This is a genomic window from Novosphingobium sediminis (assembly GCF_007991615.1).
Taxonomy (GTDB): Bacteria; Pseudomonadota; Alphaproteobacteria; order Sphingomonadales; family Sphingomonadaceae; genus Novosphingobium; species Novosphingobium sediminis.
This window is the reverse complement of the sequence record NZ_BJYR01000009.1, coordinates 39,242-54,707: the sequence shown is the minus strand read 5'-3', so window position 1 is coordinate 54,707 and position 15,466 is coordinate 39,242. Positions and strand designations below refer to the sequence as shown.

Here is a 15,466-nt window from a genome sequence, read left to right as displayed (position 1 = left end):
CATGGCGACCACACCCGCCCAAACTCCGGCCCCTGCACCCGCGAAGCGCCGCACCGGCGCAACGCGCGAACGCCAGAGCACGCACGAGGGGTTCCTCGTCCACAAGAACGGCAAGTGGATCAAGATTTCGGCCGCGCTCGCGCTGGCGCTCACCGTGCTCTACATTTTCGTGCCGCTGCCACCGCACCACTTCGGCTCGAGCTGGCTGGGCTACACGCTGGGCACCGTGGGCGCGCTGCTGATCCTCTGGCTTACTGCGCTCGGCATGCGCAAACGCGCGATCACGCCGGGGCGCTGGTCCCTGAAGGCCTGGACGTCCGCGCATGTCTGGCTGGGCGTGCTGCTGATCGTGATCGGCACGCTCCATTCGGGCTTCGCCTTCGGATGGAACGTCCACACGCTCGCCTGGGCGCTGATGATGATCGTGATCATCTCCGGCATCTTCGGCGTCACCGCCTACGCCACCCTGCCCCGCGCGCTCTCTGCCAACCGCTATGACGCGGAAGGCGCGATCACCGAGAAACAGATGGTGGAAGCGTTGCGCTCGCTCGACCGCCAGCTGCATGATGCCGCCCAGCCGCTTGACCGCGAATGCGCGGTGTTGGTTGACCGCAGCCTCGAGCAAGACCCGTTCACCGGCTCGATCATCAACCGCCTCACCGGGCGCTACCCCGGCGATGCCACGCGCGAGGCGGCGAGCGAACTGAGGCGCCTGCGCGCGCACCGGCCGCGCATTGCCGATGATCCTCTGGACAAGGTTGATGCGCTGCTCACCCGCAAGGAAGCCATGCTCGCGCGCTTGCGCCGCCACCTCAGGATCAAGGGCTGGCTGCAAGCCTGGCTCTATGTCCATGTCCCCATGACTTTCGCGCTGATCGCCGCGCTATCCGCGCATATCGTCAGCGTCTTCTTCTACTGGTGAGCGCGCCCATGAGCTTTGTCGTCCGCCAGATCGCGCTCAAGTCCAGCGGGGAGGAGATCGTCCGCCGCACGGTCGTCGAGGAGCCGGTTCTCGTCATCGGCCGCGACGGGTCTTCGGGCATTCACCTGCCCGACCTTGCCGTAGATCCCCGCCACGCGCGGATCAGCGCGCTTGATGCCGATACCCTGCTGATCGAATCGATCGGCGAGCAGCCGTTCACCGTCAATGGCCGCTCGACCACTTCGAGCGAGCTGGAAATCACGACCGGCGCCGAACTCGCCTTCGGCGGCCACCGCATCACGCTGGCGCGCGAGGCGGAAAGCGGCCTCCCCGCTTTCACCGTGCGCCGGGTCGAGGCCGTTTCGGAAAGCGCCGAGGCCATCGACATCGGCAGTGCCTATACGCTGCAGAAGCTGCTGCCGGGCAAGCGGCTCTCCGCATGGGGCTTTGCCGCGCTGATGCTGCTGGCGTTCCTCGCGGTGCCGATCTGGTCTTGGGCGACATACCAACCGCTCGCGCTGCACAAGGATGCGCGGCGGCCTGCCGGCATTCACGGCGACACCGCTTGGTCCTCTGGCACTCTCAGCCTCGCGCACAAGAACCTCAATGGCGATTGCCAGGCCTGCCACGTGAAAGCCTTCGTTGCAGTGCGCGATAATGCCTGCATGACCTGCCACACGCAGGACGCGCACCAACACATCGCCGATGGCGCGCGGCTGCTGAAGGCGCGCGGCGAGCCGACCGGGTTCGCCGGGTTCCAGCGCGCGGTGGCGAGCGCTTTCAACAAACCGGCCGGCAGGTGTGTCGATTGTCACACCGAGCATGAGGGCGCGGGTGCTATGCCTGCCACCCAGCAGCAGTTCTGCACCACCTGCCACGATGGATTGAAGACGCGCTTGCCAGACACGAAGATCGCCGATGCCGCCGATTTCGGGACGGCCCATCCCCAGTTCCGGCCCATGCTCGTGGCCGGGATCGGCGGGGACGGCAAACCCATGTTCCAGCGCGCCGTGTGGCAGGACGGGATGAAGGAAAACACCGGGCTCAAGTTCACCCACGCCCAGCACCTCTCCAAGACCAACGGCATCGCGCAGATGGTGCACCGCCGTCCGGGCGAGTTTGCCGCCAGCGATTCGCTGAGCTGCAAGGACTGCCACCAGACGGACAGCGGCGGGGCGCGGTTCAAGCCGGTCGAGATGGAGAAAGCCTGCCAGTCCTGCCACTCGCTCACCTTCGACGAGATCGGCGGCACGTTCCGCACCTTGCGGCATGGCCAGCCGGAGCAGGTGGTCGCCGATCTGCGCGCGGCGTTCCGGGGCGGGATGCCGCCGCGTCCGACGAGCCTCTCGGGCATGGCGCGGCGCATTCCGGGTGCCGCAGCACAGCAGTCGACGGCAGCGGACTATGCCCGCGCGGTTCATTTCTATCCGATGCAGGCCGACGAGGCGGTGGCGCAGGTCTTCAGCAAGGGCGGCATGTGCTACGATTGCCATACCATCGGGCGGGGTGGCAGCGCTGCGACGGCGGGCTTCACAGTGCAGAAGGTCGCGCAGAACGGGCGCTACTACAACAAGGGCTGGTTCGATCATAAGGACCACCGCAAGTCTGAATGCGTGACTTGCCACATGAAGGCGAACACCTCGAACGATGCCAATGCCGTGCTTGTTCCCGGGATCGACGGCCAAGGCGGATGCCGTTCGTGCCACGTCGGCGAAGGCGGAGCGAAACTTGCCAGTGCGCACGTGAAGGAACCGGTCGCATCCGGCTGCGCGATGTGCCACGAATACCACATGGACAACGGCGCACCGTGGAAGCCGGCCGACAAGCGCAAGGGACCAGCCCTGCTCACTGCAGCATGGGACCGCCCTCGCCATCCGCCCACCCTGCGATAGCGCCGGAAGAACTGGGAACGCCGGATGCTGATCGCGCAGATCACCGATATCCACTTGGGCTTCGAACCCGACAGCCCCGGCGAGTTCAACCGCCAGCGGCTTGACCGGGTGGTGGCGGAGTTGCGGACCATGATTCCGCAGCCCGACATGCTGCTCGCCACCGGAGACCTCATCGACCGCGGGGATCGCGGCAGTTACGAACGATTGAGCGAAGCGCTCTCCGGCCTGCCGTTTCCGGTCTACTACGCGCTCGGCAACCACGACGAGCGCGCCAACTTCGCCGCCGTGTTTCCCGAGGCGCAGTTCAACAGCGGCTTCCTGCAATACGCCATCGAGACGCCGGCCATGCGCCTGCTCGTGCTCGATACCCTTGAGGAAGGCCGCCACGGCGGCGCCTTCTGCGAAGAGCGTGCGGCGTGGCTCACGGCCGAGCTCGATGCCAAGCCGGAGCGCCGGACGCTGATCGTCCAGCACCACCCGCCGATAGAAGTGGGCATCGCCTGGATGAACACCGATCCCGCCGAGCCGTGGACGATGCGGCTGGCGGAATGCCTGCGCGGGCGGACCAATGTGATCGGCCTTGTCTGCGGCCACATCCACCGCGCGGTGACCACGCATTGGGAAGACCTCGTCGTCGCGACCTGCCCCTCGACCGCGCCGCAGGTGGCGCTGGATCTGCGGCCTATCGATCCCGATGTGCCCGACCAGCGCCCGCTGATCGTCGCCGATCCGCCGGCTTATGCGCTGCACTGGTTCAACGGGCGCGAACTCGTCACCCACTGGCAGACCGCCGAGGATCACACCGTGCTCGCCCGCTATGACGCCAACCTGCAGGGCATGATCCAGCACATGCTGGCGGAACGGCCGGGCTGAGGGACGGGCAACCACCAAGGCCCACCCCGACCCGTTCACCCTGAGCTTGTCGAAGGGTGCTGGCGCGACCGTAGTGACCGATGCTTCGACAAGCTCAGCATGAGCGGTTGTGGGGCTATGTGCGGTTCAGGTCCGCGCGACTAACGAACCCCCGCGAGCGCCTTCTGCCGCCTGCGCTGCACCGAACTCCCCAGCCCGATCGCCTCGCGGTATTTCGCCACCGTCCGCCGCGCCAGATCGAAACCGCGCGCCTTCAGCAGGTCGACGAGGGTGTCGTCCGAAAGGACCGCCTTGGGGTCCTCCGCATCGATCAACTGGCGGATTGCCGCCTTCACCGCCTCGGCCGAAACCGCGCCATCGCCGTCCGCAGAGGCCACGCCCGAGGTGAAGAAGTACTTCAGCTCGAATGTCCCCCGCGCGCAGTGGAGGTACTTGTTGGACGTGACGCGGCTCACGGTCGATTCGTGCATCGAGATCGCCTCGGCCACCGTGCGCAGCGTCAGCGGCTTCAGGTGCGCCACGCCGAGCCGGAAGAAGCCTTCCTGCTGCTTCACGATTTCCGCCGCCACCTTGAGGATCGTCTTCTGCCGCTGGTCGAGCGCTTTCAGTAGCCAGTTGGCATCGGCCAACCGCTCGCCGAGCCACGCCTTGGCGTCCTTCGCCACGCAGGCATGGCGCATCTCCACATAATAGCGCCGGTTGACCACGAGGCGCGGCAAGGTCGCTGGATTGAGTGCGATATCCCAGCCCGGCGCGCCGTCATCACCGACCACGGCCTGCACGAGAATATCGGGCACCACCGCCTCGGCCGGACCGCTGCCGAAACGCAGGCCGGGCTTGGGATCATAGCTGCGCAGTTCGCGCAGCATGTCGGCGAAGTCCTCGTCATCGACCTGGCAGAGGCGCTTCAGCCGCGCGATCTCGCCGCGCGCGAGGAGGTCGAAATTGTCGATCAGCCGCGCCATGCAGGGGTCGTAGCGGTCCGCTTCGCGGGCCTGTAGCGCGATGCATTCCGACAGGTTCCGCGCCCCGACGCCCGTGGGATCGAGGGACTGCACAAGAGCAAGCGCGGATTGCATCGCGGCCAGCGGCAGGCCGAGCGCCTCGCGCGCCTCCTCCAGCGTGGTGGTGAGGTAGCCCGCCTCGTCGATGTGGTCGATCAGCCAGCGCGCGGCAAACAGCTGTACCGTGTCCGACGTCACCGCGCCGATCTGGGCATGGAGATGTTCGGCCAGTGTCTCGCTGGCTCCGCCGCGCTCGTTGATGTCAGGCGCTTCGCCCCCGGCGCTGCCGCCCGCGCCGAAATCGCCGAGGCTATCGGTAAAGTCGCTGCGCGCGCCGTCCCCGGTGTCGCGGTCCCGGTCGAGCGCGCTGGCGTCGATATCGAGCGGCCGGTCATCCGCCGCGCGGCCTTCGCTGACGAGCTGGTCCACCGGCGAGGATTCGAGCGTCGTGCGGCGCAGGCCATCCGGCTCGCCCTCGAACGCCGGATCAAGGCCGCCATCGGGCGCAGCTTCGCCCAGCTCGAGCAGCGGGTTGGCATCCAGCGCGTCGCCAATGAACGCCTCGATCTCGAGGTTCGACAACGCCAGCAGCTTGATTGCCTGCTGGAGCTGCGGGGTCATGACGAGGGATTGGCTCTGGCGGAGGTCGAGCCGTGGACCCAGCGCCATGATCCGCTATCCTCCCGTCTCGGGAAGCATCGCGCCCACGGCCATCACAGGGTGAAGCCCTCACCGAGATAGAGCCGCCGCACATTGGGATCGGCAACCAGCGCTTCCGGACTGCCGGCAAACAGCACCTGCCCGCCATAGATGATGCAGGCACGGTCGACGATATCGAGCGTCTCGCGCACGTTGTGATCGGTGATGAGCACGCCGATTCCGCGATTCTTGAGATCGATCACCAAGTGGCGGATGTCGCTGATGGAAAGCGGATCGATGCCCGCAAAGGGTTCGTCGAGCAGGATGATCGACGGATTGGCTGCCAGTGCGCGGGCAATTTCGCAGCGCCGCCGCTCACCGCCGGAAAGCGCCATCGCGGGCGAGGTGCGCAGGCGGGTGAGGCCGAATTCGTCGAGCAGCCGGTCAAGCCCCGCCGCGCGGGTCTCCTTGTCGGGTTCGACCAGTTCGAGCACCGTCATGATGTTCTGCTCGACCGTCATGCCGCGAAAGATCGAGGTTTCCTGCGGAAGATAGCCGAGGCCGAGGATCGCGCGGCGATACATCGGGAGGCGGGTGATATCGACCCCGTCGAGCAGGATGCGGCCCGAATCCGGCCGCACCAGCCCCATGATCGAATAGAAGCAGGTGGTCTTGCCCGCGCCGTTGGGGCCGAGCAGCCCCAGTACTTCACCCTTGCCGACCGACAGCGAGATGTCGGTCAGCACCGCCCGCTTGTCGTAGCTCTTGGCGATCGAGACCACTTCAAGCCCGCCCTGCGCCAGGGCGGCATGATTGGTCGCTGTGGCGGTCGTCTCTTCCATAATCGACTTGGTCCATAGCCCGGTCCGCGGCGCGGGCAAAGCCTGTCTGAGCGCCTTTGGCAGGATTTATGCATGTCTGGCGGCAGGATGCAGCGCGGCACGCCCCGCGTAATATTGCAGCGCTTGAAACATTACCAAATGCGTGTTCTATTCGCCGTGGAGAGGGACAAGACAGGGGCACCACCAATGCGCAAGGGAATTGCCGCGGGTATGGGTAGCGAAGGCAGGGCACTGCCGGGCCATGCGCTCGATTGGCGCAAGCGGATGAGCGACACGGTTGCCTACAGCCTGCTTGTCTACACCAGCCTCCAGATCTTCGTGACCTTGCGCACGCTCGAAGGCTCGGCCGGCTCGATGCTGCCGATGATTGCGCTGGTGGTGCTGGTTGCCGGCGTCATCCCGATGTTCCGCCATTTCGAACGACGCTGGGAAGCGCTGAGCGATCTTGAAGCCTCGGATCCCGCGCTGCGCAGCGATTTCCGCCGCGATCAGCTGGCCACCTGGTCGGTTGCGATTGGGCTGCCGTTCCTGCTCGCCGCAGTGTTCCGGCTGCTCGTTTCGCTGTTCTGATTGCCCACCGCGCCGCGGCGCCTATATGCAGAGCCTGAAGTCTACCCCCTGAAAGGCCTGCTTCCCCGATGCTTTCCCCCAAAGAGGCGCAGGAGCGCTGCCACGCGCTGATCGAACGCGCCCTCAAGGCCGGCGCCGAGGCCGGCGATGCCGTCTACATTGCCGATTCGTCCGAAGCCGTTTCCGTCCGCCTCGGCGCGCTTGAGGATATCGAGCGGTCCGAATCCGAACATATCGGGCTGCGCGTGTTTGTGGGCGGCGCATCAGCCTCGATCGGATCGACCGATCTGGGCGATGGCGCGCTCGACGAACTGGCCAGCCGTGCAGTGGACATGGCGCACGCCGCCCCTGCCGACAAGTTTGCCGGCCTCGCGCCTGCGGAACTGCTGATGCGCAGCGCTCCGCCGGAACTCGATCTTGTCGACGATCACGAGCCCGATCCGCAAACGCTGCGGCGCTGGGCAGAGGAAGCCGAAGATGCAGCCCGCGCCGTACCTGGCGTGACCAACAGCGAAGGCGGCAGCGCCAGCGCAGGGCGCGGCGTCGTTGCGCTCGCCACCAGCCACGGCTTCAGCGGGGCTTATGCCGCTACCAGCCACGGGCGCTCGGCCAGCGTACTTGCCGGCACCGACAGCGGCATGCAGCGCGATTATTCGTGGCGCAGCGCGCGCCACGCGTCCGATCTGCCTTCGCCCGCCGAGATCGGCCGCGAGGCCGGTGAACGCACCGTCGCACGCGTCAATCCGGGCCGGGTGAAGAGCGGGACTTATCCGATCGTATTCGACCCGCGCGTCGGCAGTTCGCTGATCGGCCATCTGCTCGGCGCAATGTCGGGCTCGGCCATCGCCCGCCGCGCCAGCTTCCTGCTGGAGAAGGATGGCGCGCAGATTTTCGAGTCCGCGATCACCATCAGCGAAGACCCGCTGCGCCGGCGCGGCCCCCGCTCGCGTCCGTTCGATGGCGAAGGCCTGCCCACGGGCACGCGCAATCTCGTCGAGAACGGCCGCCTGACCGGTTGGCTGATGGACTCGGCTGCAGCACGCCAGCTCGGCGCGGCACCTACCGGCCATGCCTCACGCGGGGGATCGGGCGCGCCGCACGTGACGGCGGGCAATCTCGTGCTCCAGCCGGGCGCGGTCAGCTGCACCGCCTTGCTCGCGGATATCAAGGACGGCATCTACCTTACCGAACTGATCGGACACGGCGTCAACGGCGTGACCGGCGACTACAGCCGCGGTGCTTCGGGCTTTCGCATCGTGAATGGCGAGATCGCCGGTCCGATTGCCGAGTTCACCGTGGCGGGGAACCTGATCGACATGTTCGCGCGGCTGGTGGCAGCAGACGATCTCGAAACCTGGCGCGGGATCGATGTCCCGACGCTCAGGATCGACGGTCTCAGCGTCGCGGGGGACTGAGCCCCCGCTTCAGGAAACCGCCCCGCTCAAGGTGAGCGGGGTCGGGAAACTTACTTCGCGGCCTGCGCGCGCTCAATCGCTTCGAGCGTGATGCGCTTGGCATCCTCGGCGCCGCCCCATTTGCCAACGCGGACCCACTTCTCGGCTTCGAGATCCTTGTAGTGGGTGAAGAAGTGCTCGATCTGCTGGAGCACGATCTCGGGCAGGTCGCTCTTCTCGGCAACGTCGCGGTAGTAGGGGAAGGTCTTGTCGTCGGGGACGCAGATCAGCTTCTCGTCGCCGCCATGCTCGTCTTCGAGGTTCAGCACGGCAATCGGGCGCACGCGGACAACCGCGCCGGGGACGAAGGGCGAGCGTGCGATCACCAGCGCGTCGAGCGGGTCGCCATCGGGCGAGAGCGTGTGCGGCACGAAGCCGTAGTTCGCGGGATAGCGCATCGGCGTGTGGAGGATGCGGTCCACGAACAGCGCGCCCGAAGCCTTGTCGAACTCGTACTTCACCGGCTCGCCGCCAACGGGCACCTCGATGATCACGTTGAGCGTTTCGGGCGGATTCTCGCCGGTGGGGATCATGTCGATGTTCATGGGACGCTTTCGCTGGGCCGCAGGGGCCGGTGAACCTTGCGCCCGCTCTCTAGCGTCGCCTTTTGTGCGTCGCAACATGAACGTGAGGGCGCGCGGCCTGTCCGGTGGCTAGATTCCGCCAATCCCGTTGATGGTGAAGGCAATCACCCCGATATTGAAAATGAACGCAGCGAACGAATGCGCGGTAACGACGCGGCGAATCGCACGGGAGGAAATCTCTACATCGGACGTCTGGAACGTCATCCCTAGCGTGAGCGAGAAATAGGCGAAGTCGAGGTAGTCGGGATGCCCGCTGCCCGGGAATTCGAGGCCTCCCGCATCTTCACCCGGAACCGCCCCGGCGCGGTAATACTCGTGGGCATAGTGAAGGGCATAGACCACGTTGGCGAACAGCCATGTGCACAGCAGCGTGGCGATCAGGCGCAGCAAGGCTCCGGGTTCGCCATGCTTGGCAGCCGGCAATTCGCCCGCAATCGCTGCCATCACCACCAGCGTGATGAGCGTGCTGACGGCGAGGACCACCGTGCGGTTGGCGTCGTTTTCCTCCGAGTGCCGCCGCATCGTGGCCATGTCGCATTCGCGCAGCAGCGGGAGGAGCGAGAGCAGGAAGCCCGTCACCGCGAAATCGAACCCGACGACCAGCGCATCGGCAAGATCGGCATAACCGGTTATCCAGCCGCGCGCCGCCGAGCCCGCGATCAGCAGCGCAAGGAACAGCACGAAGCGGGCGGGGGCAAAGCGCTGGCCGAACCGTAGTCCGGCCCGGCCTTCGCTGGACCCACCGCCGCTTGTCACCTTACTTCGCAGCCGGCTTCTTGAGTGCCGGAGCGCGCGGCGCCAGCAGCTTGTCGAGCCCGGTGGGCGCCGTGCCCGGAGCAGCGCGCTCCAGCCAGGGCCAGCGCAGACCGTCGTGATACTCGATCCGGATCGGACGGACCACGTCGTCGCGCTTCACGATGAGGTCGATCGGCGCGTTCGTGCCCTTGGCGGCGGTGATCGCGGCCTTGATCGCCTCCTGATCGTAGGTCTTTCCGTTGACCGAGATGACCTGCATCCCCGTCACCAGCCCTGCCTTGAACGCCGGGCTGTCCCAGCGGCTGCCGGTGATCTTGCCGTCATTGTCGATGGCAAGGCCGATCGAATGGTTGAGCGAGATGTACTTCGCCGCCGCCATGCGCGCCTTGTCATACGGATTGGGCTCTTCCTTCCACGCCAGTTTGTAGCCGCCGCGCTCGATCCCGCCGAGCGGCGAGGGCTGGCCCGGGGTCTGGATGCGGGTCTTGATGAAGCCGGCCCAATCATAGGGATAGACGGCGTTGAGCGTCTGGATCACGTCAGGCAGGTCATAGGTCAGCACGCCCCAATCGCCGTCCTTCACGCCGAAGAAGGCCTTGGCGAAGTCGTCCATGCCCTTCTTGCCGCCGGTGCCCTCGCGGATGATCGCTTCCGCCTCGAGCCAGATCAGCGCGCCTTCGGTGTAGTATTCCTCGTTCCGCGCGAGCGAGGAGAACGGCTTGGGCTTGCGGTTGGCGATGATCGGATCGTGCGTGGTATCCTCGACCGAACGCCATTCGCGCCCCGGATACTGGGTGAACGAACCGGCATAGTTGGCGAACTGGCCCAGCACCTGATCCTTGCTCTGCGTGCCCGAGCGCGCGGCGAGGACAAGGCCCCAGAACTGGTTCTGCCCTTCGTAGACCCACAGCAGGTTGTCCTGCATCGGCACGCGGTAGTCCGGCGTCCACAGCTTGGCCGGGCGGCGGAACTTGCCATCCCAGGAATGCGAGAACTCGTGCGCGATCACATTGCGGTCCCAATCGCCCGCAGCCCAGTCCACCAGCGTGCGCGGCTCGTACTGGTTCTCGCTCGAACGATGGTGCTCGAGGCCGATGCCGCCCATCCGGTCGGTCAGCGCGAGCAGCAGGTCGTAGTGATCGAAGTGCTTCGACCCATAGGCCAGCAGCGCCTCATCCACGAGGCTGCGATAGGTCGCAAGGTTCTCGGGCGCGATCTTCAGGAGCTCGGGCTTGTCCGCCACGATATCGAGGTAGACGCCCTTTCCGAGATCGTGGCGATCTGCATAGAGGCCCGCAAAGATCGGCGAATCGACCAGCGTCTCGTAGTCGGTCTCGCTCCAGGTCACGACATTGCCGCTGGCGGACTTGCCATCGAGCGCGGTGAACACCTGCCAGTTTGTCGGGACGGTGACTGTGGGCTTCACCTTGATCTGCCGCACGTAATGCCCCGCAGGATAGAGACTCATCTTCTCCCACTGCAGGTTGAGCATCTCGCGCGTCATCGTGATGCGCCCCTCGCTTTCGCGCAGCGGCGAGGTGTGGATGAACTTCGCCGTCACCTCACTCGCACCGGCGGGGAGGTCGACATGGAAAGCATTCACGTCGACCGGATCGCGCGTCCAGGTCAGCGGCTGGCCATTCACGAAGAAGCGCACGTCGACGAGTTCGGCGAGCGGGCCGTCGGGGCCGTGGTTGCCGGGCAGCCAGCGCGGATAGAGCAGCGTTACCTTGGAAAGCCCCGCAGGCAGCGGGATCGTCTCGGTCACCCGGTAGGCGCCGGTGGTGGTGTCGCTGGCATCGATCGCCAGCTGGATCGTGCCGGGCCAGGGCGTATCTTGCGGATCGGGGATGGTCTGCGCGATCGGCACCGCCATCGGGCGGCTGTTGGACGGCGGCTGAACCTGCGCCCAGAGCGGGCTGGCAGTGGCAAGCAGGGTTGCGGCGAAAGTCAGCAGGGCGACGGGGCGCATCGGGCGCTTCTTGGGAGTGATCATCGGTGCTTCATGGCGTGAAGCGTTCGCGACTGCAACCGACCACCTCTCCGGCCTCTGGGCGTGCAAAGGTGCAGACCCTTTCCCCGCGCCGACATTCCCGCTAATCGCGCGGGCAATCATGAGCAGCGACAAGAACAAGCCCGCCCCCACGACTCCGCAGGCCATCCGCGGCACGCAGGATATCTTCGGCCCCGATGCCGAGGCCTTCGCCTTCGTGGTGGAGACCTTCGAGCGCGTGCGCCGGCTCTACCGCTTCCGCCGCGCCGAAATGCCGGTGTTCGAAAAGACCGCCGTGTTCAGCCGCAGTCTGGGCGAGACGACCGACGTCGTTTCCAAGGAAATGTACAGCTTCGAGGATCGCGGCGGCGAATCGCTGACGCTCCGCCCCGAATTCACCGCCGGCATCGCGCGCGCCTATCTGACGAACGGCTGGCAGCAGCACGCGCCCTTGAAGCTCGCCACCCACGGGCCGCTCTTCCGCTATGAGCGCCCGCAGAAGGGCCGCTACCGCCAGTTCCATCAGATCGACGCCGAAATCATCGGCGCGGGCGAGCCGCAGGCGGATGTCGAACTGCTGGTGATGGCCGACCAGATCCTCAAGGAACTCGGCATTGCGGACGGCGTCACGCTCCAACTCAACACGCTCGGCGATGCCCCCAGCCGCGAAGCATGGCGCGCCGCACTGATCGACTACTTTCGTGCCGTGAAGGGCGAGCTTTCAGAGGACTCGCAGGAGCGCCTCGAAAAGAACCCGCTGCGCATCCTCGACAGCAAGGACCCGCGCGACAAGGTGTTCACCGCGGAAGCGCCGATGATCGACGCATTCCTTTCGGCCGAAGCGCAGGACTTCTTCGCCAAGGTCACCGGCGGGCTGGATGCGGTGGGCGTCGCCTGGACCCGCGCCCCGGCGCTGGTGCGCGGCCTCGACTACTACCGCCACACCGCGTTCGAGTTCGTGACCGACCGGCTCGGCGCACAGGGCACCGTGCTGGGCGGCGGGCGTTATGACGGGCTGATCGAGGCACTGGGCGGGCCGCACACGCCGGCTGTCGGCTGGGCCGCCGGGATCGAGCGGCTGGCGATGCTGGTTGGCGATAAGGGCGAGGCGAAGGCAGACGTCATCGTGGTCGCAGAACATGCCGAGCGGGAGATCGAAGCGGCTGCGTTGGTTGCACATTATCGGCGCTCTGGTTTTTCGGCTGAGGCTTACGTCTCGGGCAGTCCTCGCAAGCGCTATGACCGCGCGCGCAAAGCAGGGGCTGCCGTGCTGATCACCTTGGACCTGCGGGATGGGGACAAGACCCAGAAGCTGGCCGTTCTTGACGAAGGCTTTGCGCGCGAGGTCGAAGCAGTAGATCTGTTTTCGAACGTTCGAGTTATCGTGTGAGCACAGCCTTTGTCCTTTTAGTACGTCACCCTGAACTTGTTTCAGGGTCCATCTCTCCGCACGCGCGGAGCGAGGGGTGGAAAGCCAAGCCCCACCGCAAGGTCGCGCCACTCCGGGTTCACGCCGTTGATCAGATTGATCTTCCACTCTCGGCGCCAGTTCTTGAGCTGTTTCTCGCGGGAAATCGCGCGTTCCATATCGCCGAACATCTCGAAATGGACGAGCCGGTACACGGCGTAGCGCGAGGTGAAGCCGCGCGTCACGCCTTGCCAGTGCTGGCCGAGCCGCTTCATGAGGTTGGAGGTGACGCCGATGTAGGTCGTGCCGTAGTGCCCGCTGGCGAGGATATAGACGCAAGGGTTCTTCTCGGTCGGCATGGCGCAGGGCATGAAGCACGATGGATGCTGAAACAAGTTCAGCATGACAGGGTGTTTGGGGGGGCGCCGTGTCAGTAAGCGACCAGCGCCTTGCCCAGATCGCCGCCCGCTTCGCCGAACTCGAAGCGCGGCTCGCCTCGGGCACGCTTGAAGGCCCGGCGTTTGTGGCCGCGAGCCGCGATTACGCCGAGCTTGAACCGGTCGCCCGCGCTGCTGCGCATGTCAGCACGATGCGGAGCGAGTTGGCGGCACTTTCTGCCAGCAGCGATCCTGATCCCGAGATGCGCGCGCTGGCGGAGGAGGAAATCGCCCACCTCCGCGGCGAACTGCCCGAAGCCGAACGCATGCTCGCCATCGCCATGCTGCCGCGCGATTCCGCCGACAGCCGTCCGGCCATGCTCGAAATCCGCGCCGGTACTGGCGGCGACGAGGCCGCGCTGTTCGCTGCAGACCTCTACCGGATGTATGAGCGCTTCGCCGCCGAACAGGGCTGGCGGGTCGAGATGGTCTCGGCCAACGCGAACGAGATCGGGGGCTTCAAGGAAGTCGTCGCCAACGTCGCGGGCCAAGGCGTGTTCGCTAGGCTCAAGTACGAAAGCGGCGTCCACCGCGTGCAGCGCGTGCCCGTCACCGAAAGCGGCGGGCGCATCCACACCAGCGCCGCCACAGTCGCCGTGCTGCCAGAGCCGGATGAAGTCGATGTCGCGATCGAGGACAAGGACCTCAAGATCGATATCTACCGCGCATCGGGTGCGGGCGGCCAGCATGTGAACACCACGGATTCGGCGGTGCGGATCACGCACCTGCCCTCCGGGATCGTCGTCACCTGCCAGGACGAGCGCAGCCAGCACAAGAACAAGGCCAAGGCGATGCAGGTCCTGCGCGCGCGGCTTTACGAGAAGATGCGCGACGAAGCGCAGGGCGCGGAGGCTGAGGCGCGCAAGGCAATGGTCGGCTCGGGCGACCGCTCGGAACGCATCCGCACCTACAATTTCCCGCAAGGCCGCGTGACCGACCACCGCATCAATCTGACCCTGCACCGCCTGCCCGAAATCCTCGAAGGCCCCGGCCTTGGCGAACTGATCGACGCGCTCGCTGCCGAAGATCAAGTCAAGCGCCTCGCCGCGCTTGATGCCTGAAACGGATGCCTGACATCCGCGCCGCGCTGCGCGAGGCGGCGGAACGGCTCTCCGCCACCAGCGACACCGCGCGGCTCGATGCCGAACTGCTGATGGCCCATGCGCTGGGCGTCACGCGGACGGACGTTCTGCTGGGCCGGGTCGAGGGCGAGGTGCCGGCACCGTTTGAAGCCTTGCTGCAGCGGCGGCTGAACCACGAACCGGTTGCCTACATTCTCGGCACGCAGCCGTTCTACGGCCTCGATCTCGTCGTCAGTCCAGCCGTGCTGATCCCGCGCGGGGATAGCGAAACGGTGATCGAAGCAGCCCGGATAGCCCGCGACGGCCGGCCACCGGCGCGCATTCTCGACCTCGGCACCGGTTCGGGCGCGCTGCTGATCGCGGCGCTTTCGCTGTGGCCCGAAGCGGAGGGGATAGGCCTCGAGCGTTCGGACTCGGCGCGGGAAGTCGCCACCCGCAACGCGAACGCAAATGGCCTCGCGGCGCGTGCCCGGATCATCGCTGGCGACTGGACCCGGCCCGGGTGGACGGAAGCGCTTGGCCGGTTCGACCTGATCCTCGCCAATCCGCCCTATGTGGAAACGGACGCCGATCTGGCCCCTTCGGTGCGCGCGCATGAGCCCGCCGAGGCGCTCTTCGCCGGACCCGATGGCCTCGACGATTACCGCCTGCTGATCCCGGCCATGCCCGGCCTGTTGGCCCCCGGCGGCACCGCTCTGGTCGAGATCGGCGCGGCGCAGGGCGATGCGGTCTCGGCACTCGCACGGGATGCCGGACTTGCCGCCAAGGTCCACTTTGACCTCGCCGGAAGGCCTCGCTGCGTCGAAATGGCGTGATTTGGGTAAACATTTCGCTTGGCAAGGCGGCGGTGCGTCACTAATCAGGGCCGCAGGCAGGGCGACGGATGAAGGCTTCCCGTCCCGGCTTACTCCACCATTTGCATCGATCGCCGGCAAGGCAGGCTGGCAGCGCGCAGATGCTGGACACCGCGAATGGCAGCATTCGTGGTGGAGGATGCGCGGCAGCGGGGT

At 66.2% G+C, this 15,466-nt stretch carries 14 protein-coding genes; 8 read left to right on the top strand and 6 right to left on the bottom strand.

From position 1 onward, the window contains the following. The first annotated feature begins 1 nt into the window (after position 1). Genes NSE01_RS06445 through NSE01_RS06435 form a run of 3 tightly spaced genes read left to right on the top strand, consistent with a single transcriptional unit; the run spans position 2 to position 3,687 of the window. Positions 2-922: a hypothetical protein gene (locus NSE01_RS06445; RefSeq protein WP_147158819.1), complete on the top strand. Its 921-nt coding sequence runs from the start codon at positions 2-4 to the stop codon at positions 920-922. Between the two features lie 8 nt (positions 923-930). Beyond that, positions 931-2,814, top strand: a complete 1,884-nt coding sequence (locus NSE01_RS06440; protein WP_147158818.1) for a cytochrome c3 family protein — start codon at positions 931-933, stop codon at positions 2,812-2,814. 24 nt (positions 2,815-2,838) lie between these two features. After that, on the top strand, positions 2,839-3,687 hold the full coding sequence (locus NSE01_RS06435; protein WP_147158817.1) for a phosphodiesterase: 849 nt from the start codon (positions 2,839-2,841) through the stop codon (positions 3,685-3,687). Positions 3,688-3,827: 140 nt separating this feature from the next. Here NSE01_RS06435 and rpoN read toward each other — a convergent pair whose 3' ends face one another. Together rpoN and lptB are read right to left on the bottom strand one after the other, a co-directional pair. Beyond that, the gene (rpoN, locus tag NSE01_RS06430) at positions 3,828-5,360 is read right to left on the bottom strand and encodes an RNA polymerase factor sigma-54 (RefSeq protein ID WP_147158816.1); all 1,533 of its coding nucleotides are present in this window, start codon (positions 5,358-5,360) and stop codon (positions 3,828-3,830) included. A gap of 44 nt (positions 5,361-5,404) precedes the next feature. Beyond that, positions 5,405-6,172, bottom strand: a complete 768-nt coding sequence (gene lptB, locus NSE01_RS06425; RefSeq protein ID WP_147158815.1) for an LPS export ABC transporter ATP-binding protein — start codon at positions 6,170-6,172, stop codon at positions 5,405-5,407. A gap of 186 nt (positions 6,173-6,358) precedes the next feature. Here lptB and NSE01_RS06420 point away from each other — a divergent pair, with 186 nt between their 5' ends. Both NSE01_RS06420 and NSE01_RS06415 read left to right on the top strand, forming a co-directional pair. Continuing rightward, positions 6,359-6,742, top strand: a complete 384-nt coding sequence (locus tag NSE01_RS06420; protein WP_246135058.1) for a hypothetical protein — start codon at positions 6,359-6,361, stop codon at positions 6,740-6,742. 68 nt (positions 6,743-6,810) lie between these two features. Beyond that, positions 6,811-8,157, top strand: coding sequence for a TldD/PmbA family protein (locus tag NSE01_RS06415; RefSeq protein ID WP_147158814.1), 1,347 nt, complete (start codon positions 6,811-6,813; stop codon positions 8,155-8,157). Between the two features lie 50 nt (positions 8,158-8,207). Here NSE01_RS06415 and ppa read toward each other — a convergent pair whose 3' ends face one another. From ppa to NSE01_RS06400, 3 genes are all read right to left on the bottom strand, one after another. Next, positions 8,208-8,741, bottom strand: a complete 534-nt coding sequence (gene ppa, locus NSE01_RS06410) for an inorganic diphosphatase (protein ID WP_147158813.1) — start codon at positions 8,739-8,741, stop codon at positions 8,208-8,210. Between the two features lie 108 nt (positions 8,742-8,849). Continuing rightward, a complete protein-coding gene (locus NSE01_RS06405) occupies positions 8,850-9,536 on the bottom strand; it encodes a DUF1345 domain-containing protein (RefSeq protein WP_147158812.1) in 687 nt (228 codons plus the stop codon). A 1-nt stretch (position 9,537) separates the two neighbouring features. After that, the gene (locus tag NSE01_RS06400; protein WP_147158811.1) at positions 9,538-11,532 is read right to left on the bottom strand and encodes a M61 family metallopeptidase; all 1,995 of its coding nucleotides are present in this window, start codon (positions 11,530-11,532) and stop codon (positions 9,538-9,540) included. Positions 11,533-11,650: 118 nt separating this feature from the next. On the opposite strand from NSE01_RS06400, the gene hisS reads away from it, so the two are divergent. Continuing rightward, the gene (gene hisS / locus NSE01_RS06395; protein ID WP_147158810.1) at positions 11,651-12,919 is read left to right on the top strand and encodes a histidine--tRNA ligase; all 1,269 of its coding nucleotides are present in this window, start codon (positions 11,651-11,653) and stop codon (positions 12,917-12,919) included. A gap of 41 nt (positions 12,920-12,960) precedes the next feature. Here hisS and NSE01_RS06390 read toward each other — a convergent pair whose 3' ends face one another. Next, positions 12,961-13,341, bottom strand: coding sequence for a GIY-YIG nuclease family protein (locus tag NSE01_RS06390; protein ID WP_147158809.1), 381 nt, complete (start codon positions 13,339-13,341; stop codon positions 12,961-12,963). 23 nt (positions 13,342-13,364) lie between these two features. Between NSE01_RS06390 and prfA the strand changes: the two genes are divergently transcribed. Both prfA and prmC read left to right on the top strand, forming a co-directional pair. Beyond that, positions 13,365-14,435: a peptide chain release factor 1 gene (gene prfA / locus NSE01_RS06385; protein ID WP_147158808.1), complete on the top strand. Its 1,071-nt coding sequence runs from the start codon at positions 13,365-13,367 to the stop codon at positions 14,433-14,435. 5 nt (positions 14,436-14,440) lie between these two features. Beyond that, entirely contained in the window at positions 14,441-15,271 is an 831-nt protein-coding gene (prmC, locus tag NSE01_RS06380) for a peptide chain release factor N(5)-glutamine methyltransferase (protein WP_147158807.1), read from the top strand. Positions 15,272-15,466: the final 195 nt, after the last annotated feature.

Bases quoted from the DNA above. Each gene is read 5' to 3' on its own strand.
- NSE01_RS06445 (WP_147158819.1), top strand. From the start codon at position 2: ATGGCGACCACACCCGCCCAAACTCCGGCCCCTGCACCCGCGAAGCGC.
- NSE01_RS06440 (WP_147158818.1), top strand. From the start codon at position 931: ATGAGCTTTGTCGTCCGCCAGATCGCGCTCAAGTCCAGCGGGGAGGAG.
- NSE01_RS06435 (WP_147158817.1), top strand. From the start codon at position 2,839: ATGCTGATCGCGCAGATCACCGATATCCACTTGGGCTTCGAACCCGAC.
- rpoN (WP_147158816.1), bottom strand. From the start codon at position 5,360: ATGGCGCTGGGTCCACGGCTCGACCTCCGCCAGAGCCAATCCCTCGTC.
- lptB (WP_147158815.1), bottom strand. From the start codon at position 6,172: ATGGAAGAGACGACCGCCACAGCGACCAATCATGCCGCCCTGGCGCAG.
- NSE01_RS06420 (WP_246135058.1), top strand. From the start codon at position 6,359: ATGCGCAAGGGAATTGCCGCGGGTATGGGTAGCGAAGGCAGGGCACTG.
- NSE01_RS06415 (WP_147158814.1), top strand. From the start codon at position 6,811: ATGCTTTCCCCCAAAGAGGCGCAGGAGCGCTGCCACGCGCTGATCGAA.
- ppa (WP_147158813.1), bottom strand. From the start codon at position 8,741: ATGAACATCGACATGATCCCCACCGGCGAGAATCCGCCCGAAACGCTC.
- NSE01_RS06400 (WP_147158811.1), bottom strand. From the start codon at position 11,532: ATGATCACTCCCAAGAAGCGCCCGATGCGCCCCGTCGCCCTGCTGACT.
- hisS (WP_147158810.1), top strand. From the start codon at position 11,651: ATGAGCAGCGACAAGAACAAGCCCGCCCCCACGACTCCGCAGGCCATC.
- NSE01_RS06390 (WP_147158809.1), bottom strand. From the start codon at position 13,341: ATGCTGAACTTGTTTCAGCATCCATCGTGCTTCATGCCCTGCGCCATG.
- prmC (WP_147158807.1), top strand. From the start codon at position 14,441: ATGCCTGACATCCGCGCCGCGCTGCGCGAGGCGGCGGAACGGCTCTCC.